At 62.0% G+C, this 20,848-nt stretch carries 19 protein-coding genes; 2 read left to right on the top strand and 17 right to left on the bottom strand.

Annotation, left to right across the window (positions count from 1 at the left end):
* Positions 1-36 precede the first annotated feature (36 nt).
* On the top strand, positions 37-960 hold the full coding sequence (locus ACS92L_RS03500) for a restriction endonuclease (RefSeq protein WP_438767139.1): 924 nt from the start codon (positions 37-39) through the stop codon (positions 958-960).
* A 151-nt stretch (positions 961-1,111) separates the two neighbouring features.
* Here the strand turns inward: ACS92L_RS03500 and madM are convergent, their stop codons facing one another.
* The 4 genes from madM to ACS92L_RS03480 form a co-directional block, all read right to left on the bottom strand.
* Positions 1,112-1,873, bottom strand: a complete 762-nt coding sequence (madM, locus tag ACS92L_RS03495; RefSeq protein WP_438767138.1) for a malonate transporter subunit MadM — start codon at positions 1,871-1,873, stop codon at positions 1,112-1,114.
* Between the two features lie 24 nt (positions 1,874-1,897).
* Complete coding sequence (madL, locus tag ACS92L_RS03490; RefSeq protein ID WP_438767137.1) at positions 1,898-2,305, bottom strand: malonate transporter subunit MadL; 408 nt, start codon at positions 2,303-2,305, stop codon at positions 1,898-1,900.
* Between the two features lie 102 nt (positions 2,306-2,407).
* Complete coding sequence (locus ACS92L_RS03485) at positions 2,408-3,946, bottom strand: malonate--CoA ligase (protein WP_438767135.1); 1,539 nt, start codon at positions 3,944-3,946, stop codon at positions 2,408-2,410.
* Positions 3,947-4,062: 116 nt separating this feature from the next.
* Positions 4,063-5,424, bottom strand: coding sequence for a malonyl-CoA decarboxylase (locus tag ACS92L_RS03480; protein ID WP_438767133.1), 1,362 nt, complete (start codon positions 5,422-5,424; stop codon positions 4,063-4,065).
* A gap of 157 nt (positions 5,425-5,581) precedes the next feature.
* On the opposite strand from ACS92L_RS03480, the gene ACS92L_RS03475 reads away from it, so the two are divergent.
* The gene (locus ACS92L_RS03475) at positions 5,582-6,265 is read left to right on the top strand and encodes a GntR family transcriptional regulator (protein WP_438767131.1); all 684 of its coding nucleotides are present in this window, start codon (positions 5,582-5,584) and stop codon (positions 6,263-6,265) included.
* Between the two features lie 53 nt (positions 6,266-6,318).
* Here ACS92L_RS03475 and ACS92L_RS03470 read toward each other — a convergent pair whose 3' ends face one another.
* The 13 genes from ACS92L_RS03470 to ACS92L_RS03410 all read right to left on the bottom strand — a co-directional run bounded on the left by ACS92L_RS03470 (position 6,319) and on the right by ACS92L_RS03410 (position 20,694).
* Positions 6,319-7,047 carry a FadR/GntR family transcriptional regulator gene (locus ACS92L_RS03470; protein ID WP_438767129.1) on the bottom strand — a complete coding sequence of 243 codons (729 nt, stop codon included), beginning with the start codon at positions 7,045-7,047 and terminating at the stop codon, positions 6,319-6,321.
* Positions 7,048-7,155: 108 nt separating this feature from the next.
* The gene (locus ACS92L_RS03465) at positions 7,156-8,115 is read right to left on the bottom strand and encodes a 2-hydroxyacid dehydrogenase (protein ID WP_438767127.1); all 960 of its coding nucleotides are present in this window, start codon (positions 8,113-8,115) and stop codon (positions 7,156-7,158) included.
* 12 nt (positions 8,116-8,127) lie between these two features.
* Positions 8,128-9,624: a tripartite tricarboxylate transporter permease gene (locus tag ACS92L_RS03460; RefSeq protein ID WP_438767125.1), complete on the bottom strand. Its 1,497-nt coding sequence runs from the start codon at positions 9,622-9,624 to the stop codon at positions 8,128-8,130.
* A 20-nt stretch (positions 9,625-9,644) separates the two neighbouring features.
* Complete coding sequence (locus tag ACS92L_RS03455; protein WP_438767123.1) at positions 9,645-10,121, bottom strand: tripartite tricarboxylate transporter TctB family protein; 477 nt, start codon at positions 10,119-10,121, stop codon at positions 9,645-9,647.
* A gap of 11 nt (positions 10,122-10,132) precedes the next feature.
* Positions 10,133-11,104, bottom strand: a complete 972-nt coding sequence (locus tag ACS92L_RS03450; RefSeq protein WP_438767121.1) for a tripartite tricarboxylate transporter substrate binding protein — start codon at positions 11,102-11,104, stop codon at positions 10,133-10,135.
* Positions 11,105-11,289: 185 nt separating this feature from the next.
* Positions 11,290-12,867 (bottom strand): aldehyde dehydrogenase (NADP(+)), encoded by a 1,578-nt coding sequence (locus ACS92L_RS03445; RefSeq protein WP_438767119.1) that lies wholly within the window; start codon positions 12,865-12,867, stop codon positions 11,290-11,292.
* Between the two features lie 37 nt (positions 12,868-12,904).
* On the bottom strand, positions 12,905-14,233 hold the full coding sequence (locus ACS92L_RS03440) for an enolase C-terminal domain-like protein (RefSeq protein ID WP_438767117.1): 1,329 nt from the start codon (positions 14,231-14,233) through the stop codon (positions 12,905-12,907).
* A gap of 12 nt (positions 14,234-14,245) precedes the next feature.
* On the bottom strand, positions 14,246-15,736 hold the full coding sequence (locus ACS92L_RS03435; RefSeq protein WP_438767115.1) for a tripartite tricarboxylate transporter permease: 1,491 nt from the start codon (positions 15,734-15,736) through the stop codon (positions 14,246-14,248).
* A 1-nt stretch (position 15,737) separates the two neighbouring features.
* A complete protein-coding gene (locus ACS92L_RS03430; RefSeq protein ID WP_438767113.1) occupies positions 15,738-16,256 on the bottom strand; it encodes a tripartite tricarboxylate transporter TctB family protein in 519 nt (172 codons plus the stop codon).
* A 22-nt stretch (positions 16,257-16,278) separates the two neighbouring features.
* Positions 16,279-17,223: a Bug family tripartite tricarboxylate transporter substrate binding protein gene (locus tag ACS92L_RS03425; protein WP_438767111.1), complete on the bottom strand. Its 945-nt coding sequence runs from the start codon at positions 17,221-17,223 to the stop codon at positions 16,279-16,281.
* Between the two features lie 63 nt (positions 17,224-17,286).
* Positions 17,287-18,198 (bottom strand): 5-dehydro-4-deoxyglucarate dehydratase, encoded by a 912-nt coding sequence (gene kdgD / locus ACS92L_RS03420; protein ID WP_438767109.1) that lies wholly within the window; start codon positions 18,196-18,198, stop codon positions 17,287-17,289.
* Between the two features lie 117 nt (positions 18,199-18,315).
* On the bottom strand, positions 18,316-19,440 hold the full coding sequence (locus tag ACS92L_RS03415) for an L-talarate/galactarate dehydratase (RefSeq protein ID WP_438767107.1): 1,125 nt from the start codon (positions 19,438-19,440) through the stop codon (positions 18,316-18,318).
* 159 nt (positions 19,441-19,599) lie between these two features.
* Positions 19,600-20,694: a LacI family DNA-binding transcriptional regulator gene (locus ACS92L_RS03410; RefSeq protein WP_438767105.1), complete on the bottom strand. Its 1,095-nt coding sequence runs from the start codon at positions 20,692-20,694 to the stop codon at positions 19,600-19,602.
* Positions 20,695-20,848: the final 154 nt, after the last annotated feature.

Genomic DNA, 20,848 nt, shown 5'->3' with positions numbered 1-20,848 from the left:
GGTGCCACTCGTTACCGGAGCCATGCTCGCCGATCCATGCCGATTCCCGACTTTCACGCCCTGATGTATCCCCTTCTGCAGCTCGCCGCCGGCGCCGAGACGCTGCGGCTGCGCGACAGCTATGCGCCACTTGCCGATGCCTTCGAGCTGACGGCGCAGGAGCGCCATCAGCTCAGCCCCAGCGGCCAGCAGTATCTGTTCAACAACCGCGTGACCTGGGCGGCCAGCTATCTGCGCAAGGCCGGGCTTCTGGAATCCTGCGGGCGGGGGCTGGTGACCATCACCCCGCAGGGCTATATCACCCTGCGGGAAGTGCGCCATATCGACATGGCCTATCTGATGGGCTTTGAATCGTTTCAGGCGTTTCGCCGCCGCACCGGCAGCAGCGCGCCTCGCACCCGGGCGGCCAACGATCAGGACGCCATGGAGGAGGTACCGGACTGCCTCACCCCGCTGGAGAGCATGGAGGTCTCGTGGCGTGCCATTCGGGCCGATCTCGAGTTCGATCTGATCGAGCGGATGCAGCAGATCCACCCGGCGCGCTTTGAGCAGCTGGTCATCGATGTATTGATGACCATGGGCTATGGCTGCGGGGCATCGGCCGGTCAGAACGTGGGGCAAAGCGGGGATGGCGGCATCGACGGCATCATCAATGAAGACCCGCTGGGCCTTGAGACCATCTATCTGCAGGCCAAGCGCTGGTCGAATCCGGTGGGCCGGCCGGACATCCAGAAGTTCTCCGGGGCGCTGTCCGGCAAGCGGGCGCGCAAGGGCGTGTTTATCACCACCTCCAACTTCACCCGCGAGGCGCAGGAGTACGTCACCAGCCTTGAAACCCGCATCATTTTGATCGACGGGCCGCAGCTGGCGCGACTGATGATCGATCACAACGTGGGCGTGTCCACCGTGGACCGCTTCGAGATCAAGCGGCTGGACAGCGACTACTTTCTCGAGGAATAACGATCGAGGAATGACGGCCTGAAAGTGTGACGGGCCTGAGGTGACACGGTGGCGTTCAAACACCGTGACGCCTCGCAGACAGAGAACCCCAAAACGCCATCGCCGCCGCCCCTTTCGGGCCGGCGGCGATAACATCTCATGCAGGCGGTCTCTAGAAAAACATCCGCACCGCCAGAAACAGCACCGTGGGCGCCAGCAGAATGCCCAGCCCGGTATAGAAGGTGGCCGTCATCGCGCCGTAGGGCACCAGGCGCGCGTCGGTGGCGGCAAGCCCCGCCGCGACCCCACTGGTGGTGCCGATCAGCCCACCAAAGATCATCGCCGAGCGCGGGTTATCCAGCCCGATCAGGCGCGCCACCATGGGCGTGACGATCATGGTCAGAATCGATTTCACCAGCCCGGCGGCAATCGACAATGCGATGACCTCGGAGCTGGCCCCAAGCGTTGCGCCGGTGACCGGCCCGACGATATAGGTCACCGCCCCGGCTGCAATGGTGGTGATGTCTACCGCGCTGGTGTAGCCAAAGCCCACCGCGACCACGGCGCCGGCAAAAAACGACACCAGCACGCCGGCAAAGAGCGCGATCAGCCCGCGCAGGCCGGCCTTTTTGATTTCGTTGAAGCGCACCCCATAGGCGGTGGCGATGATCGCCAGATCACGCAGCATCCCGCCGCCCATCAGGCCCAGCCCCGTAAAGAGCGACACATCCGCCAGCCCGTTGGTGCCGCCGGTATAGATGCCGCCGAAATAGGCCAGCGCCAGCCCGATCAAAATGGCAATCGCCGAGCCGTGCAGCCGCCCGGCGGTAAAGCGTCGGCTCATCCAGTGCGAGACAAACATGGTCAAACCGATCACGGCAAAGGCGGCAATCAGGTGGTACTTGTCCAACAGCGTCATGATGGAATCGTTCATGGCACACTCCAAAAGCGGGATCGATTAATGGCTTCTGCCATGCGCGTGAGCGGGCCGGGCGTCCAGCGGTCGGGCTTCATCCACGCGCTTGCCGGTCAGAAGCGGCACCAGCGCCAGACCCAGCACCAGCGCCAGGGCACCGGCCAGGATGGCGACCATGCCACCGCTGAAGGCTGCGGCCACGTTCTGGCTGGCCGCCATCGCCACCACGATGGGGATATACATCGCGTTCCAGAAGTTGATCCCGCTTTCGGTACTCTCCGGCAGGTGGTCATGCGTTTTGAGATAGCCGGTCACGAAAATCAGCAGCAGCATGGCGATCCCCACGCCGCCGAGATTGGCATTGATGCCCAGAAGCTGCCCCAGCACATCACCAATGATCAGACCGGCCAGCATGCAGCCGGCCAGCAGTGCCACGCCATAAATCACCATGATCCATCTCCTTGTTGTTCGGACCGCCCGCCGCAGAGGCTCTGCGACGGTCACGGTCGATAACGACGTCACGGATACTTTTTTGTTACGTACTGATTGGTGCTAGTGGCTGGCGGCCGCCGTTTGCTGGTAGGTATCGGCGTAGCGCTCACGCAGGACATTTTTTTGCACCTTGCCCATCACGTTGCGCGGCAGCGCATCAATGAAAAATACCCGCCCGGGCTGCTTGTAGCGGGCCAGCTTGTCCTTGAGGGCGGCCAGCACCTGCGCCTCGTCCAGACGGGCGTCATCGCGCAGCACGACGGCGGCCGTCACGCCTTCGCCCAGGTCCGGGTGATGCACGCCGATCACCGCCGACTCCGAGACCTCCGGCAGCGCATCGATCCACTGCTCGATCTCCTTGGGGTAGACGTTGTAGCCCCCCGAGATCACCAGGTCCTTGTCGCGCCCGACAATGCTGAGATAGCCCTTGTCATCGATCAGGCCCAGATCGCCGGTGATGAAAAAGCCGTCGTCACGAAACTCTTCCCGGGTCTTGTCCGGCATGCGCCAGTAACCCTTGAAGACGTTGGGCCCGCGCACCTCGACCAGCCCCGTCTCGCCATCCGGCAGGGGCTTGCCGGTGTCTCGATCGGTGATGCGCACCTCGCTGCCGGGCAGCGCCATGCCGACCGTGCCGGGGCGGCGCTCGCCGTCATAGGGGTTGGAGGTGTTCATGTTGGTCTCGGTCATGCCATAGCGTTCCAGAATGGCGTGACCGGTGCGCTCGAAAAAGTCGTGATGGGTTTCGGCCAGCAGCGGCGCCGAGCCCGAGATGAAAAGGCGCATGTTGGCGGTGCGCTCGCGATCAAGCCGGGGGCTGGCCAGCAGCCGGGTGTAAAAGGTCGGCACGCCCATCAGCACCGTGGCGCGCGGCATCAGATCCAGCAGCTGATCGACATCCAGCCGTGGCATCAGCGTCATCGACCCACCCACGGTGAGGGTGACGTTACAGGCCACGAACAGCCCGTGGGTATGAAAGATCGGCAGCGCGTGCAGCAGGTGATCGGCATCAGAGAACTGCCAGGTCTCGACCAGCGCTTGGCTGTTGGCGGCCAGATTGCCGTGGGTCAGCATCGCCCCCTTGGAGCGGCCGGTGGTGCCAGAGGTATACAGAATCGAGGCCAGATCATCCCGATCCACTTCGGCGATCTGCGTCTCCTCACTGCCCGCCTCGGACTTGTCCATCAGGGTGCCGTCGCTTGCCACGCCCAGACTCTCGACATGGGCCACGCCGCAACGTTCGGCGAGCCCACGGGCCTGCTCCAGATCATCGGGGCGGCAGATATAAACCCGCGGCTCGGCATCGGTGAGGAAGTACTCCACCTCCGACTCCGTGTAGGCGGTATTGAGCGGCAGCCAGGCCGCACCCACCTGCAGTGCCGCCAGATAAAGCATCAGCGCCTGCGGGCTTTTGTCGACCTGCACCACCACACGGTCGCCCGGGCTTACCCCCAGCGCCTTCAACACGCTGGCAAAGCGGCGCGAGCGGGCCAGCACATCGGAGTAGCGATACTGATCCCCTTCGGGCGTATCGATCAACACCTTGTCGGGATGGCGCTCGAAGTGCGGATAGAACTGCAGATAAAGGTTATGGTTCATGGAAACTCCTGCCATTGGATCCTTTTACCCCTGCCGCCCCGCAAGGGGCCGGGTGCCGTGCCTGCTGTCTTTAGCACCGGGCCTTTGGCGCAGGGCTCTGACCCGGGGATTTCAACTCAGGCGTTGTCCCGCGAGACAAGACGCTTGCGCCCGCTTCTTGCCTGGCGTCGCACCTCGTTTGAGCAGACCACCGTGGCCTCCCGGCTGAAGGCTTCATGGTTCTGCTCGATGCGATCAATCTCGTAGAGATAGTTGACCATCAGACCATGGGCCTGCTGACAGCCCTTCTCGGAGGTGTCTCCCGGCCAGTTGATGCGATGCAGGCTGGCGCCGTTGCCCAGATGAAAACGCGCCACCGGGTCCAGCGGCTGCCCCTTGGCACTGCGCGCCTCCAGCAGGTAGTGCGCGGCCAGGGATCGCAGCTCGGGGGCCAGGCGCTGGCGCTCCTTTTCATCGATGGTCCAGCTTGCCTGATCCAGCGCCGTGCAGACCTCATCATCCTCGGCCAGCTCGCCCTCCTCACGCTGGGTGGCGAGCCAGCGGGCAAATCCCGGAACCGGCGAGAGCGTGACAAAGTTGGTCAGCCCCGGCAGGTCGCGCTTGAGCTCCTGAACCACCTGCTTGATCAAAAAGTTGCCAAACGAGATGCCCTTGAGCCCGGTCTGGCAGTTGCTGATGCTGTAAAACGCGGCCGTGTCGGCCTCGCCCGGCGCCACCTCCTCACCGCCGGCGAGAATGGTCTGGATGTTGTCGGGAATGCCCTTGCACAGCGCCACCTCGACAAAGATCAGCGGCTCATCGCCGGTGGCCGGGTGGAAGAAGGCGTAACAGCGCCGATCCCCCGGATCGAGCCGACGGCGCAGGTCCGACCAGTCCTGAATGGCATGCACCGCCTCGTAGCGAATGATCTTTTCAAGTACCGCCGCCGGGGTGTTCCAGCCGATGCTTTCCAGCATCAAAAAGCCGCGGTTGAACCAGGAGGCAAACAGGTGGGCAAAGTCATCATCAAGCGGGGCCAGCTCGGGATTGTCCTTCAAAAAGCGCAGCAGGTCGGCGCGCATGGCCACCAGCTCATAGGTGCCGCCCGGGCACAGGTTGAGACGGCGCAAAAGGTGCTGGCGGCGCGGCTCGCACACGGAGAAAAGCTTTTGAAGCGTGGCGTTGTCCTCACGCTCGCTCCATTCCCGATAGGCCTTGTGGATGTCATCGCTGTCGGCGGCGTAGTGCTCGGCGAGCATCTCGAAAAAGGCCAGTTTGTCGGCATCATCCAGGCTTCGATAGCGCGTGAGGGCCTGCTGGGCGATCAGGATCTGGGAGGCTTCCCCGCCGCGCTGCATGAGCGTTTCACAGCTTGAGGCCAGCTGCGACAGGCTGGCGGTCTTGTCGTTGCTCTCCCCGCCGGTACTGCGAAATCGTTCACGGGTGCGACGCTCGATGCTTGATAGCAGCTCCTGGAGAAAATTCATGTTGACGTTCATGGCGGCCCTCTTCGATGGCGTGAACGGGAGTCCCGGCACCAGGCAATGCGTCTTGCTTGTCATCAACCGGAAAGTTACTGTTCATATACATGTCACCGCTTTGTTATATATAACAATCCGCGCGCCGGTCGGGGGTGTCAACATGGGAGAAAGTCTATTGAATGAAAGTCCAGGACGGCGCGTACCCCGGGCGCAGCGGCTTCGGGATCTGCTCGAGGACGCCATCGTCGAGGGCCACTACGCCCCGGGTGACCGCCTCGACCCCGAGGCGCTGGCGCGGCAGTATCAGTGCTCGCGCACGCCCATTCGCGAGGCGCTGACCCAGCTGGCCGCCTCGGGGATGGTGAAGGTGGCGCCCAAGCGCGGCACCTTCGTGGCGCGTTTGAGCGTGACCGAGCTTGTGGAGCGCTTTGAGGTGATGGCCGAGCTTGAAGGCATGTGCGGCCGGCTGGCGGCGCGACGCATGACCGATGAAACCCTGGCGGCGCTGCAAAAGGCGCAGGCCGAGTGTCGTCAGTGCATGCTTGAGGGGGACGTGAACGGCTATTACTACAAAAACGGCGAGTTTCACCGGCTGATCTATGAAGCCGGCCAGAACACCTTTCTGGCTCAGGAAGCCAGACGCCTGCACGCCATGTTAAAGCCCTATCGGCGTCTGCAGCTGCATGCCCGCCATCGGCTGGAAAGCTCGTGGTGCGAACATGAGCGCATCGTTGCGGCCCTGATGGCCGGCGACGCCGACACGGCGCAGTGCGAACTCAAACAACATGTGCTGCTTCAGGGGGAGCGGTTCAACGACCTGGTGGCCTCGATGCAGCGTCTGGAGCAGGCACAGGCCTGATGTCCTCGCATCGTGACCACGCCGACAAGTGACACTGGCGCGTAATTCCGGCGTCAGTGTTTTTCGCGATAGGCGGTGTAGGTCTGTCGAGCGCGTGAGAAGTGCTGCCTGACGGCCTGGTCGGCACGCTCGGGGTCGCGGGAGAGCACGGCATCCAGAATGGCCTGGTGCTCTCCGGCCACCATTTCCAGATAGCGTCGCGCCGCCTCGACGTTCAATTCGTTGTCGACCAGCCTGGCCCGGGGAATGGCTTCCTGACTCAGCGGCTCATAAAAGGACCGAAAGAAGGGATTGTGCGTCGCCTCGATCAGGGCGTGATGAAACTGATAGTCCTCGTGGCGGGCCTGGCGGCCCTCTTTCATGGCCTCCAAGAAAGCCGCATGGGCGCTTTCCAGGCGGCGCGCATCGTCATCGTCATGGCGTTCGGCGGCAAGTGCTGCAGCGCGTGGCTCCAGCGTCAGGCGAAGCTCCAGCACATGCAGAATGTCTTCCACCGTATTGGCACTGATGCGCCGCGCCGGCGACGGCGCCGACTGTCGCGCCTCGATGACGCGTGTGCCGATACCGCGGCGGGTCTCGATCAGCCCCGAGGAGCGCAGATGGGCAATCGCCTCACGCACGGCGGTGCGACTGACGCCAAACATGTCACACAGCTCGCTTTCCGTGGGCAGCTTCTCGCCCACGGCGATCTGCCCGTTGGCGATCGAGGTTTCCAGCTGTCGGGCAATCTGCCCCGAAAGGCTCCCCTGCTGGGTAATGCGTTCAAGCTTGAGCGTTTTCATGTTGACCATCTGCTGTTGTGTAATGGCAGGTATCGATCACGCGCGAAGACAATGCCGTGCAGATCGCACGGCATTTGACCGATCGGGCCGTCCTGGCCTTTGACAGCGTCACACGGGCGTTAGTGCCGCCTCACCGGCCAGTACCCGGGTCATGTTGTCCGCGGCCAGATCGCACATGGCACTGCGCGTTTCAAATGTCGAAGAGCCGATATGCGGCAACAGCACGGCATTATCAAGCGACAAAAGCGCGGAGTCGGACGCCAGGGGCTCGCGCTCGTAGACATCAAGGCCTGCGTAGTAGAGCGTGCCGTCCTGCAGACAGGCGATCAGATCCGCTTCGCGGACCACCTGCCCGCGCGAAATATTGATCAGGATAGCCCTGTCGCGCGTGGCGGCCAGCAGCTTTCGATCGATCAGCCCTTGCGTGTCTTCCGACAGCGCCACGGTCACCACGATAAAGTCCGACTCGCTGAAAAGCGTCTCCAGCGAGACCTGACGGGCGTCAAACTGCTTTTCAAGTTCCGGCTTGTCACTGCGGTTATAGAACATGACCGGCATGTTGAAACCGTGATGACCGCGCTGGGCGACCGCCTGACCGATCCGCCCCATGCCAACGACCCCCAGCGTCTTGCCGCTGATGTCGATACCAAAGTCATCGCGACCCAGTGAGGCCTGCCATTGACCGCCGCGCACCTTGCGCTCCATCTCGCCGGCGCGTCGGGCCGCCATCATCAAAAGCAAAAAGCCGGTATCGGCCGTGGCGTCGGTCAACACCTCGGGCGTATTGGTCAGCACGATATTGCGCGCCTGGATCTCCTCGAGCGGATAGGCATCAACGCCCACCGACACGCTGGCGATCACCTTCAGGCGCGGCGCCTCATCCAGCAGTGCCTTGTCGAACCTGACGTTAGAGCCGATAAAGGCGTCTGCATCAGACATCGCCTCTTTGAACGCTTTTTTATCCTCGTCATCGGCCAGACGCTTGAAGTGCGTCACCTGGTGGTCGGCCTCGAGCCGAGCCAGCAGTTCCGGATAGAGCTCGTGGACCACTACAATCTTGTGTGTCATGTCATTGACCTGTCAGTTTGAAACGGCGTTGGCTTTTTTGTCCCGCCAGGAAGCGCGCAGGGAGAAAACGACAAAGATCAGCGCCAGAACCAGAAAGCCCACGCTGATGGGACGGGTAAAGAAGGGTTCCCAGCTGCCGTCAAAGGTCTGCAGTCCGCGACGCAGGTTGGTTTCGGCCACGCCCCCCAGAATCAGCCCGATCACGGCAGGCGCCACGCCAAAGCCGAAACGGGCCAGGAAAAAGCCGAGCACGCCCAGCGCCATCATCAGATACACATCAAAGTAATCGCTGTTGATGCTGAAGACCCCGATGGCGCAGAAGATAAAGATCAGCGGCAGCAGGTAGTGCTGTGGCACGCGCAGAATGCGCACGAACAGCCGAATGCCCCACCACTGCACGAACAGCATCATGATGTTGGCCAGCAAAAAGGCCACGAAGATGCCGTAAATCAGCGTAGCCTGGGTATCAAAGAGCATCGGGCCCGGCTGGATGCCCTGAATCATCAGACCGCCGATCAGAACCGCCGTGGCCCCTTCACCGGGAATACCCAGCGTCAGCATCGGGATCAGCGCCCCGCCTACCATGGCATTGTTGGAAGACTCCGAGGCCACCACGCCTTCCGGGGCGCCCTTGCCAAACTCCTTTGAGTTTTTGGAAAAGCGTTTGGCCTGGTCATAGGCCATGATCGAGGCGATGCTGCCTCCGGCCCCCGGTACGGCGCCCACGCCGGTACCGATCAGCGAACTCATCAGCAAAAGCTTCCAGTTGCGCAGCACCTCACGCATCCGTGGGAAGGCGCCTTCAAGCGCGTTTTCGACCTTCATGGAGGGGCGCTTTTCATGCATCTTTTCCATATCCAGCAGCAGCTGAGAGACCGCAAAGATCCCCACGATCACGGCCAGCAGGCTGATGCCGGTTAAAAGCGACATCTGTCCGAAGGTCAGGCGCAGCGCGCCGGTCACCTGGTCGGCCCCGACCGTGGACATCAGCATACCGATCAGCCCCACAATCAGTCCCTTGATCAGCGAGCCGCCGGAGATCGACACGATGATCATCAGCCCCAGAATGCTCAGAGAGAAATACTCGGCCGCCCCGAAGCGAAGGGCCACCGAGGCGATCAGCGGCGACACCAGCATCAGGATCAGGGCACTGATGGTGCCGCCCAGAAAGGAGGCCGCCACCGACAGACCCAGCGCCTTGCCGGCCCGACCGTTGGCCGCCATGGGCGCGGCGTCAAAGGTGGTGGCAATGGAACCCGGCGTGCCCGGCATGTTGAGCAAAATGGCCGGTACCGAGCCGCCGGCAATGGCGCCGCAGAAGGCGCCCAGCAGCATGCCGATACCGGCAATGGTATCCAGCCCGTAGGTCAGCGGCAGCAGCAGCGCCACGGCCATGGCCGCCGAAAGGCCCGGCAGCGCACCAAGAATAATGCCTAAAAAGGTGCCGGCCAGTATGGCCAGCAGGGTCAGTGGACCAAAGAGCTGAATGGTCTCTGTCAGTGTCTGCATAAAACCTCCCGATATTCAGCTCAGAATCTGACCTTGAGCAGCTCGACAAACACGCCGTAGATGATGCCCGTACCGACCAGGGCAAAGGCAATGACCCGTGCCCAGAACGCCGGCTTTTTCAAAAGCCCCTTGCGGTCGGCAGAAATCAGACAGATAAGAAGAGGCATTAATAGCAGGTAAAAAAACGTGGAGATCAAAAATCCTGCCATGCTCATTACCCAGATATAAGCGGTGCTGAGCACGATAAACAGGATCAGATTCAAAAACCCCTGCCGCGAAATGGCCGGCAGGTTATCCGCTTTTTTTCCCTTTAAAAGGCAGGCGATCACATTCAATACGGCCAGCAGAGCGATAATGAAGGTAATCACGCTCGGAAAGGTCGCCGGCGCAATCGAGCCATGCGCCCCGCCGGGAATGTCCATGGCCGCCAGGCAGAGAAAGGCGGCCACGACGGCCAGCAATAGACTGAAAAAGGCTTCCTGAAGATGACCTTTCATGATCCTGCTCCTCAGCTGTTCTCGCTGGCAACCTCTTGCGCCACCGGGATCAGTTCTTCTGCCAGATCATCGACATACTGGTTGAATTCCTCACCGGAGCGAAAATCCACATGAATGCCCAGCTGCTCGATGCGCTTGACGAACGTCGGGTCCTGGGAGGCTTTTTCGAGCGCGCTCAGCCAGCGCTCTCGGGTCTGCTCGTCCATGCCCTTCGGTGCCGCCACGCCGCGCCAGTTGGAGATGTCGATATCGTGTCCCAGCTCTTTCATGGTGGGCACCTCCGGCAGGGAGTCACTGCGCTCGCCGCTGGTTACCACCAGGGGGGTCATCTGACCGGATTCCAGCGCGCTGCGAAGGTCCATCGGGTCCATGACCACACCATCAATGTGCCCGCCCATAACGGCGGCCGTGGCATCAGGGGCGCCCTGATAGGAGATGGTGTCAAAGTTGGCGCCAAGCTCCTTGCCCACCAGCACGCTCATGATGTGGGTAGAAGAGCCGATGCCGGCAAAGCCGATTTTCAGGCGACGATTATGCTCGCCACCGGGCAGGATATCCTCGACGCTGTCGATGCCGAGTTTGCTGTTGACTGCCAGCACATAGGGCACGGAATAAAAGCTGGCCAGATAGTCAAAATCTTCATACTTGAAGTTGACGTTGCCCATGCCCTGCTGGGTAAAGACCTTGTTGTCGATGGCGACAATCGTATAGCCATCGGGGCGTGCCTGGATGGTTTTCATGAACCCTATCGCCCCGCCACCGCCGGTCAGATACTGGGGAATGATGTTGACGCCCAGATCCTGTTCAAGCCCCTGCTGCAGCGACCGAATCAGATAATCGGAACCACCACCCGGCGATGCCGGCGAGATAAAGGTGATGTCATCATCCGGAAAATCGGCAGCCATGACCGTTGAAGAGACTGTAACCATGCTCACGGCCATGGCGATGGCAACATACCCTTTCTTCAAAGCAAATTTTTTCATGACTGACCTCATCGATAGCCTGTCTTTTAAAAAGTCATACATCATACATATACAGATAATACCTGTTTTAACGGCCGTGACTCTGCTTCTTTAGTTCATGAACCGACCATCGTATAAAGACAAAAAGGGCCTGCCTTGCGGCAGACCCTTTCGATGCAATCTCAATGGATTGTTAAATCAGGGCATCAGCTTTCGCGCTTGCCATCCACCAGGCGGTTGAGCTGGTAGGGGTTGGCATCACGCAGGGCTTCCGGACGCAGCGCATCCGGCAGATTCTGATAGCACACCGGGCGCAGGAAACGCTTGATGGCAGCCGTGCCCACCGAAGTCGTACGGCCATCGGAGGTTGCCGGGAACGGCCCGCCATGAACCATCGCATCGCTGACTTCGACACCGGTCGGCCAGCCGTTGACCAGGATACGACCCGCCTTGCGCTCGAGAATCGATACCAGCGGCCGCGCGCTTTCCATGTCGGCATCATCCATCTGCAGTGTGGCCGTCAGCTGGCCTTCCAGATGCTCGGCCACGGCGGCCAGCTCATCGCTGTCAACGCATTCGATGATCAGCGAGGTGGCGCCGAAGACTTCGTCCTGCAGCTCGACATCGGACAAAAAAGTCTGCGCCGAGGCGGTATAGAGACCGGCCTGACAGGCGTTGATGCCCTCGCCGACCGGCCCGCGGCCCAGCTCGGTCACACCGCTGTGCTGTGCCAGACGCTCGACGCCTTCACGATAGGCCTCGCTGATGCCGGGCGTGAGCATGGTCTGGGCATTGGCATCGGCCAGCGCTTCCGTGGCCGCCTGCTTGAAGGTCTCAAGCGTTTCACCCTTGATGGCAATGACCAGCCCCGGATTGGTACAAAACTGCCCGGCGCCCATGTTCAGCGAACCGACAAACGCCTTGCCCATCTCGCGACCGCGCGCGGCAAGCGCTTCCGGCAGCGGGAATACCGGGTTGATGCTGCTCATCTCGGCGTAGAAGGGAATCGGCTCATCACGCGACTGCGCCACTTTCCACAACGCCATGCCGCCGTTGCGCGACCCGGTAAAACCGGCCGCCTTGATGCGCTTGTCGCCCACCAGCGCTGTGCCCACGTCGCGGCCCGAGCCGTACATCAGCGAGAACACGCCTTCCGGCAGATTGCAGCGCGATACGGCCTTTTGAATGGCGCGGCCGACCAGCTCGGATGTGCCCGGATGGGCGCCGTGCGCCTTGACGATGACCGGGCAGCCGGCCGCCAGTGCCGAGGCGGTATCGCCGCCGGCGACCGAGAAGGCCAGCGGGAAGTTGCTGGCGCCAAAGACCACGACCGGACCCAGACCGATGTGGCGCTGGCGCAGATCGGTACGCGGCATCGGCTGACGATCCGGCATGGCCGGGTCAACGCGCACGTCCAGCCATTCGCCGTCACGTACGACGCGAGCAAAGGTTCTCAGCTGACCGCAGGTACGAGCGCGCTCGCCCTGAATACGCCCTTCGGCGAGCCCGGTTTCAGCCACCGCGCGTTCGATGAGCGCATCACCGATGGCCTCGATCTCTTCGGCCACGGTTTCAAGAAATACGGCGCGCTCTTCCAGCGACGTCTCGCGGTACGAGTCAAAGGCCTGCCAGGCCAGCGCACAGGCCTGTTCGACCTCGTTGCTGCTGCCACCGTTGTAGACCGGCTCGAGCTTGTCGCCGGTTGCCGGATTGATGGCCTGAACCGGATCGCGCGTGCCCTTGATGGCGTGCTGTCCAATGAGAAGTTCGCCTGTCAGTTGCATCTTTCTCTCCTGATGGTTGCGTTGCGTCTTGCCGGGTTCAGCGCACCAGCGCGGGGCGCTTGGGATCGAAGGCCCAGCCGTCGATCAAATACTGCATGGCGGTGGCATCGTTGCGGGCGCGCACATCCAGCGAGCGATAAAGCGCATGCGCCTCATCGAGCTTGCCCTGATCCAGCGTCACGCCCAGTCCGGGCGTTTTCGGTACGGTCAGCTTGCCATCACGAATTTCAAACGGCGCCTCGGTCAGGCGCTGACCGTCCTGCCAGATCCAGTGGGTGTCGATGGCCGTGATCTCGCCCGGGCAGGCCGCGGCCACGTGCGTCATCATGGCCAGCGAAATATCAAAGTGGTTGTTGGAGTGCGACCCCCAGGTCATGCCCCATTCGTTGCACAGCTCACCGACCATGACCGCGCCCTGCATGGTCCAGAAATGGCAGTCCGCCAGCGGAATGTCGACCGAATTCATCTGAGCGGCGTACTGCAGCTGTTTAAAGTCGGTGGCAATCATGTTCGTGGCCGTGCGAAGACCGGTGCGGCGCTTGAACTCCGCCATGGTCTCACGCCCCGACCAGCTGCCTTCCTGACCACAGGGGTCCTCGGCGTAGCTGAGAATGTCGCGAATCGGCTCCAGCACTCGAATGGCCTCCTCCAGCGACCAGGCGCCGTTGGGGTCCAGCGTCAGTCGCGCCTCGGGGAAAATCTGGTTCATGGCGCGAATGCAGTCAGCTTCCTGCTCGCCCGGTAGAACGCCCCCCTTGAGCTTGAAGTCACGAAAGCCGTAGCGCTCGTGGGCAGCCCGGGCCAGTTCGGCGACGGCGTCCGGCGTCAGCGCCTCCTGACAGCGTAGACGCTCCCAGTCATCGCGCGGGTTCTCGGCGCTCAAGTAAGGCAGATCGGTCTTTTTGGGATCACCCAGCAAGAAGAGATACCCAAGCGCCTCGACCTCATCACGCTGGCGACCCATTCGGCCCAGCAGATCGGCCACCGGCATTTCGACGGCCTGGCCGTAAAGATCCAGTAGCGCGGATTCGATGGCGGTCAGTACGTGTACCGCCACGCGCAGGTCAAAGGTCTGGCGGCCCCGCTCTTCCGGCCCGCCCTGGGCCAGCAGGTTTTTGGCGTTGTTGAGCGTACCGCGCCAGGCATTGAGACGGGTGCCTTCCACCAGCGAACGGCACTTTTCGAGCCCTTTCAAAATCCCTTCGCTGGAAGGAATCTCTCCCACGCCCTTGTTGCCGGCATTGTCTTCAAGAATCAGAACGCAGCGCACAAACCATGGCGCATGACCGCCGCTGAGATTGAGCAGGAAGCTGTCATGACCTGCGACCGGCACAATGGTCATGCGTGTAATGGTAGGCAGTGACATACAGGGCTTCTCCTATGAATGGGGAGTCGTTTGGCGACGGTTCTGCCACAGGGTGAAAAACAAAAAGGCTGCAGAGACCAGCAAAAACGTCAGGCTGATCGGACGCGTGACCAGCACGCTCCAGTCGCCACCGGAGAGCAAAAGCGCCCGGCGAATATTGGATTCGGCAATCGGCCCCAGAATCAGGCCCAGAATGACCGGCGCCGTACCAAAGTCATAACGGTTGAGGAAATAGCCCAGCACCCCGAAACCCAGCATCAGATAGACATTGAAAATATCGGCGTCAACGGCGTATACCCCGATCACACAGAACATCAAAATCAGCGCCATCAACAGCTTGCGCGGTACCTGCAGTACCTTGACGAACAGCTGAATGCCGAACCACTGGATCAACAGCATGAAGATGTTGGCGACAAAAAACGCAATGAAGATGCCGTAAATGATCGAGCCGTTATCGGTAAAGAGCGTCGGCCCCGGGCTGATGCCCTGGATCATCAGACCGCCCATCAGTACGGCCGTGGCCGCCTCGCCGGGAATGCCGAGTGTGAGCATCGGGATCAGTGCCCCGCCGACCAGCGCATTGTTGGAAGACTCCGAGGCCACGATGCCTTCGGGATGGCCGGTGCCGAATTTCTCCGGCGTTTTCGACATCTTTTTGGCCTGATCGTAGGACAGAAACGAGCCGATACTGCCGCCGGCTCCCGGGATGGCGCCAACGATCGTGCCGATCACCGAGCTTGAAGCCAGCACCTTCCAGTAGCGCAGGGTTTCCCCCCAGCGCGGACGGGCGTGATCCATCTTGTTCTTGCTGTGCTCGACGGGGCCTCCGCCGAAGTAATCGACCACGTCCTTGAGCACCTGGGAGACGGCAAACAGCCCGATCAGCGCCGGCAGCAGATTCACACCGGTCAGCAGGGACAGGTTGTTGAAGGTATAGCGCTGTACGCCCGCGACCGGGTCAGTCCCTATCGTGGCAATCAACAGCCCGATCAGACCGGCCACCAGCCCCTTGATCAGCGACTTGCTGGACACGGACGCAATAATGACCAGACCGAAGATACTCAGCGCAAAATACTCGGCCGGGCCAAAGCGCAGCGCGAAGTCGGCGATGGGCGGGGCCAGCAGACTCAGGACCACGGCGCTGAAAATGCCGCCGATAAACGAGGCCACGATACAGATGCCCAGCGCCCGTCCGGCCTCGCCCCGACGTGCCATGGGGAAGGCATCGAGCGTGGTGGCCACCGAGGACGGCGTACCGGGAATGTTCAAGAGTGTGGCCGACACCGAACCGCCGGCAATGGCGCCGCACAGCGTGCCCAGCAGCATGCCCATGCCCATGACCGGCGGCATGCCAAAGGTCAGCGGCAGCAACAGCGCAATGGCCATTGCTGCGGTCAGCCCCGGCAGCGCGCCCATGATCAGGCCGAGCAGCGTGCCGGCACCGATGACCAGCAGCACATGCCACTGGAAGACCAGCCCGAGCGCCTCTACATAATCTCCCATGTCATACCCCCATCACGCCGATGGTGGGCAGCACGATTTCGAACCCCACCGAGAAGATTAAAAAGATGGCAACCGACACCACGGCAGAAAACAGCGCCAGCATGAGGACACGGCCGATGGCGATGCTCTCGCCGGGCTGACGTGCCAGCACGCTGACCAGCGCCACACACAAAAAGATAAATCCCGCCGTGGAAAGCACATAGCCCAGCGGCTCCAGCAGCGCGGCATAAAGCACCAGCAATAGCGCCACCGCACACCAGCCCACCACCGGTACCCAGGCCGGTGAACTGCTCGGCTTATCGGATGTGTCACGCGCCAGCAGTGTGCCCGCGATCAGCCCCCGCACCATTGAAATCAACAGCAAAATGGCGATGGCAGAGGAGATGGCGCGCGGGAAAAACGCGGGGGAAAGGCTTCCCCCCGCGGCATTGGCCGGTAAATGCCAGGCCTGCTGCAGAAACCAGCCCGCCAGCGCCAGCAGCACCAGGTGAAACAGGGCATCGCTGCGTGTTTTAACCATGTTCAATACTCCCCGGCCAACCTTACTGGCGGATCGCCCTGGCTTCTTCGATCAGCGGTTTGGAGGTTCTTTCGACAAACTGGTCCAGCTCATCGCCATACAAGGGGCTGATGTCTGATCCCATGCTCTGTGCAGCCTTTTGAAACTGCGGATCCTCGACGGCCTGCTTGACCGCTTCAACCCACTTCGCCTCGATCTCCGGATCAAGCCCTTTCGGTGCGGCAATACCGCGCCACTGCGACAGCTCGAAGTCGTAACCGGCCTCGGTCATGGTGGGCGTATCCGGCAGTGCGCCGCTGCGCTCTTCGCCAGTGGTCACGATGGAGACCAGGCGGTCGCCGTTGATGGCGGACACCACCTCGGAGGGGTTGAGCACCACGCCGTCGATATGGCCGCCCATGGCGGCAGAAACCGCTGCCGAGCCGCTGTCAAACGGGATGACCTGCATGTCCAGGCCCAGCTCCTCTCCCAGCATCAGGGTCATGATATGCGTCGATGACCCGACCCCTGAGGCGCCCATGCGCAGCGGCTCACCGGATGCCTTGCGCTCGGCAATCAGGCTTTCCAGATCCGACCAGTCATCGTTGGGACGCACGGCCATGACGTAGGGCTCGACCAGCACGCGGGCGATGTAGTCAAAATCATCCTTTGTGAAGGCAACGTTACCCAGCCCTTCCAGCGTAAACGTGGCGTTGGTCGGAATGGTAACGGTATAACCATCGGGCTTTGAGGCGATCGCGCGAGAAAAGCCCACGGCACCGCCACCGCCCGAAATATTGCGCACCACGATCGTGGTACCCAGCGCCTTTTCAAGCGATGGCTGCAGGGCACGGACCACGTTGTCCGCGCCACCGCCGGCCGACCAGGGCACGATGAACTCGACGTTTTTGGACGGGTAATCGGCCGCCATGGCCGCACCGCTGGCCAGTATCGTGGCAGCGCCCAGTACGCTCAGTAACCTTTTCATGTCATTGACTCCCTCGACTGCCCGTACAGGCTATGGCCTGCCCGGGCAGGCGGTCGTAAATAGTTAACGAACGCGCTCGATCAGCACCTTGAGCTTTTCGACTTCTTCGGCATTGGGCATGGTCAGCGGCGCACGAACGTTGCCCCCCGGGTAGCCCACCTGAGCAGCACCGGCCTTCACCAGACTCACCGCATAGCCGCGGCACGTATCGCGCAGCTCGACAAACGGAATGAAAAAGTCACTGGTCAGGCGAGCTACGGTCTCGTGATCGCCGGCGCGCAGGGACTTGTAGAAGTGCACCGCCATCTCCGGCACGAAGTTGAACACCGCCGAGGAGTAGGTATTCACGCCGATGGAGAGATAGGCTTCGGCGAAGATTTCGGCCGTCGGCACGCCACCGATGTAGATCAGGCGGTCGCCCACGGTCTTGATGGTGGTGTTGAGCGACTGAATGTCACCGCGACCGTCCTTGAGACCGATCAGGTTGGGGCAGCGATCAGCCAGTGCCTTGACGGCCTGGGCTTCCAGCGCGCCATTGGCACGGTTGTAATAGATCACGTTGAGGCTGGTGGCGTTACAGATTTCGGCGGCGTACTCGACGATGCCTTCCTGCGAGCACTCGGTCAGGTAAGGCGGCATCAGGAGGATACCGTCAGCACCGGCGGCCTCGGCGGCAGCGGCATGCGCCTTGGCCATGGTGATGCTCTGACCGGCGCTGGCAATGACGGGCACACGGCCTGCGGTCTCTTCCACGGCCACGCGGACCACTTCACCGAACTCTTCAAGGCCCAGATTGAAGAACTCGCCCGTACCGCCGGCCACGAACAGCGTGGAGATCTCGTATTCGAGAAGCCATGCGATGCGACGGCGATAGCTTTCGGCGTCGAATTGACCGTCGCTGTCAAAATCCGTGACCGGGAAGGAGAGCAGGCCATCGCCTGCGGCACGCGTAACGTCAGCTCGTGAAAACGTCATAATGGGTCCTCTGAATTGGCCTGCCCCGCCGCACGGTGGAGCGTTGAAGCTACTTTGTCATACATCATACTTTTAAAACCATTATACGAAGGGCATAGGCTGCCCTTCGAATATCTGTCAGGCAGTAAAGGTCTGATGATTGATCGTCCACTGGCGCGCCTGCTCGGTCAGGGTAATGCCCAGCCCCGGACGGTCCGGCACGATCATGCGACCATCGCGGGTTTCGAGCTCTTCATTGAACAGCGGCGCCAGCCAGTCGAAGTGCTCGACCCAGGGTTCGGTGGGATAGGCCGCTGCCAGGTGCAGGTGAATTTCCATGGCAAAGTGCGGCGCCAGCTGCAGCCCGGCCTGAGAGGCGAGCGTGGCAAGCTTCAAAAACTGGGTAATCCCGCCAATGCGCGGGGCATCGGGCTGGATGATGTCGGCGCTGCGGTGCTCGATGAGTTTCACGTGCTCGGCAACGCTTGAAAGCATCTCACCGGTGGCGATTGGCGTATCCAGCGCCGCGGCCAGTGCGGCATGGCCTTCGGCGTCGTGGGCATCCAGCGGCTCCTCGATCCACACCAGCTCGTATTTTTCCATGGCGCGACCAAACCGCAGCGCGCTGGCGCGGTCCCACTGCTGGTTGGCATCCACCATCAGCGGCACGTTGTCACCGATGTGGGCGCGCACCGCGGCCACCCGTTCCAGGTCGATGCGCATGTCGGGCTGGCCGACCTTGATCTTGATGCCGGCGATGCCGCTTTCCAGCGAGTGCGTGGCGTTTTTGAGCACTTCCTCGATCGGTGTATGCAAAAAGCCGCCCGAGGTGTTGTAGCACTGCACCGAGTCGCGGTGCGCGCCGATGAGTTTGGCCAGCGGCAGACCGGCACGCCTGGCCTTGAGATCCCACAGACCGATATCGACCGCGGCGATGGCCTGGGTCGACACCCCGCCCCGCCCGACCGATGCACCGGCCCATACGAGCTTTTGCCACAGCTTGTCGATGTCGTTGGGATCTTCACCGATGATCGCCGGGGCGATTTCACAGGCGTGGGCGTACTGGGCATAGCCCCCGGCCCGCTTTGAGTAGCTGAAACCGATGCCGGTGTGGCCGTCACGCGTGGTGATCTCGGCAAACAGGAAAGAGACTTCGGTCATCGGCTTTTGCCGTCCGGTCAGCACCTTGGCATCGCTGATGGGCGTGGCCAGCGGCAGCAGGACGTGAGAGAAGGTGATCGAGGTAATGGCATCAAAGGACATGGGGACTCCAAAGGCACGTGGACCGACCCGGGACGAGGCTGCGGCCTGATGATGTTAGCGCTATCATTGCGCGTTACACGGCGCCTCGTGTCAATCGGGACCAAGGTCTAATTCCGTCGATGTCGTTGACGCGATAATGGTCTGACGCGCCGACACCCTTCAGGCTCGAGGCGGCAGCGTGGTCTGGCGGGCAATGATTTCAAAGCCGACATCCAGAACATCGCAAACGTGATCAGACCGAGGGGTGCCAAAGCGCTGCAGAAGATGCCCGGCGGTCAGGCGTCCGATCTCGGCGCCATCGATTCGCACCGTGCTCAGTGCCGGCCAGGTGGCGGCGGCAAAGCTCATGTCGCCAAACCCCATCACTGCCAGCGTCTGTGGCACGCTCATGGCACGGCTTTGCGCCTCGGCAATGACCCCCATGGCCAGCGTGTCCGAACTGCAGACAATCGCCTGGCAGTCGGGCATGTCCGCCAGCACGGCCGCGGTGGCCGTTCGCCCGCCGACCAGGGTTGCCGGTATCTCCGCCCAGCGGGTAATGACCTCGATGCCGGCGTCCGGGCGGGCCTTTTGTTCAGCCAGGATGCGGGCATTGAAGCCCTCGGCGCGCTGATGGGAGCGCGGGTCATCGGCCATGGCCTGTCCGAAGCGCTGATAGCCACAGCCCAGCAGGTGCTCGGCGACCGCCGCCCCCACGGCGTGGTGGGAAAAGCCGATCAGCATATCCAGCGGGTCCTCGCTCATGTCCCAGATCTCGACCACCGGAATGCGCGCGGCCTTGAGACGCGCTCGCGTGGCGCTGGAGTGGCGGGTGCCGGCCACCACCAGCGCATCCGGGCGCCGGCTCAATACGGTCTCGACCACCGCGGCTTCCTCTGTCGTCTGATAGCCGGTCAGCCCCAGCAGCACCTGATAGCCCTCCACGGCGAGCGTATCGGTAATCGACTGCACCACATCGGCAAACAGCGAGTGCGCCACGGTCGGCACCAGCACAGCGACCATTTTGCTGCGACTCGATGCCAGCGCGCCCGCCACGCGATTGGGCACATAGCCGGTCTCGATCACGGCGCGCTGCACCCGCTCGCGGGTCCGCTCGCTGACAAGTTCCGGCTGGTTGAGGGCCCGCGACACGGTCATGGCGGCCACCCCGGCCGCGGCCGCTACATCGCTCAGACGCACGGCGCCGGTCGCGCGCGGGTTGTCACGACCGCCGTCGGGCGTCTTGTCAGAGCGGGTATCGGGAAAACGTCCCATGCATCTCTCCAGCAGAACCTCAAAAATACGGCGAGCGTCATGTTACAGCCAGGGCGTGCATGCGCGTAATACCGTTTCACCCCCGCTTCGGGTACCGCCCTACCCTGTGCTGGAGCTTGCCCTGCAACGATAGTCGAAATGATAGCGCTAACAA

The sequence above is a fragment of the Kushneria halocnemicola genome (assembly GCF_965650455.1).
Lineage (GTDB): Bacteria > Pseudomonadota > Gammaproteobacteria > Pseudomonadales > Halomonadaceae > Kushneria.
The sequence above is the reverse complement of the archived record's forward strand: the minus strand, read 5'-3'. Positions and strand labels throughout refer to the sequence as shown.

Coding starts and splice junctions, on each gene's coding strand:
- ACS92L_RS03500 (WP_438767139.1), top strand. CDS start 37: ATGCCGATTCCCGACTTTCACGCCCTGATGTATCCCCTTCTGCAGCTC.
- madM (WP_438767138.1), bottom strand. CDS start 1,873: ATGAACGATTCCATCATGACGCTGTTGGACAAGTACCACCTGATTGCC.
- madL (WP_438767137.1), bottom strand. CDS start 2,305: ATGGTGATTTATGGCGTGGCACTGCTGGCCGGCTGCATGCTGGCCGGT.
- ACS92L_RS03485 (WP_438767135.1), bottom strand. CDS start 3,946: ATGAACCATAACCTTTATCTGCAGTTCTATCCGCACTTCGAGCGCCAT.
- ACS92L_RS03480 (WP_438767133.1), bottom strand. CDS start 5,424: ATGAACGTCAACATGAATTTTCTCCAGGAGCTGCTATCAAGCATCGAG.
- ACS92L_RS03470 (WP_438767129.1), bottom strand. CDS start 7,047: ATGAAAACGCTCAAGCTTGAACGCATTACCCAGCAGGGGAGCCTTTCG.
- ACS92L_RS03465 (WP_438767127.1), bottom strand. CDS start 8,115: ATGACACACAAGATTGTAGTGGTCCACGAGCTCTATCCGGAACTGCTG.
- ACS92L_RS03460 (WP_438767125.1), bottom strand. CDS start 9,624: ATGCAGACACTGACAGAGACCATTCAGCTCTTTGGTCCACTGACCCTG.
- ACS92L_RS03455 (WP_438767123.1), bottom strand. CDS start 10,121: ATGAAAGGTCATCTTCAGGAAGCCTTTTTCAGTCTATTGCTGGCCGTC.
- ACS92L_RS03450 (WP_438767121.1), bottom strand. CDS start 11,104: ATGAAAAAATTTGCTTTGAAGAAAGGGTATGTTGCCATCGCCATGGCC.
- ACS92L_RS03445 (WP_438767119.1), bottom strand. CDS start 12,867: ATGCAACTGACAGGCGAACTTCTCATTGGACAGCACGCCATCAAGGGC.
- ACS92L_RS03440 (WP_438767117.1), bottom strand. CDS start 14,233: ATGTCACTGCCTACCATTACACGCATGACCATTGTGCCGGTCGCAGGT.
- ACS92L_RS03435 (WP_438767115.1), bottom strand. CDS start 15,736: ATGGGAGATTATGTAGAGGCGCTCGGGCTGGTCTTCCAGTGGCATGTG.
- ACS92L_RS03430 (WP_438767113.1), bottom strand. CDS start 16,256: ATGGTTAAAACACGCAGCGATGCCCTGTTTCACCTGGTGCTGCTGGCG.
- ACS92L_RS03425 (WP_438767111.1), bottom strand. CDS start 17,223: ATGAAAAGGTTACTGAGCGTACTGGGCGCTGCCACGATACTGGCCAGC.
- kdgD (WP_438767109.1), bottom strand. CDS start 18,198: ATGACGTTTTCACGAGCTGACGTTACGCGTGCCGCAGGCGATGGCCTG.
- ACS92L_RS03415 (WP_438767107.1), bottom strand. CDS start 19,440: ATGTCCTTTGATGCCATTACCTCGATCACCTTCTCTCACGTCCTGCTG.
- ACS92L_RS03410 (WP_438767105.1), bottom strand. CDS start 20,694: ATGGGACGTTTTCCCGATACCCGCTCTGACAAGACGCCCGACGGCGGT.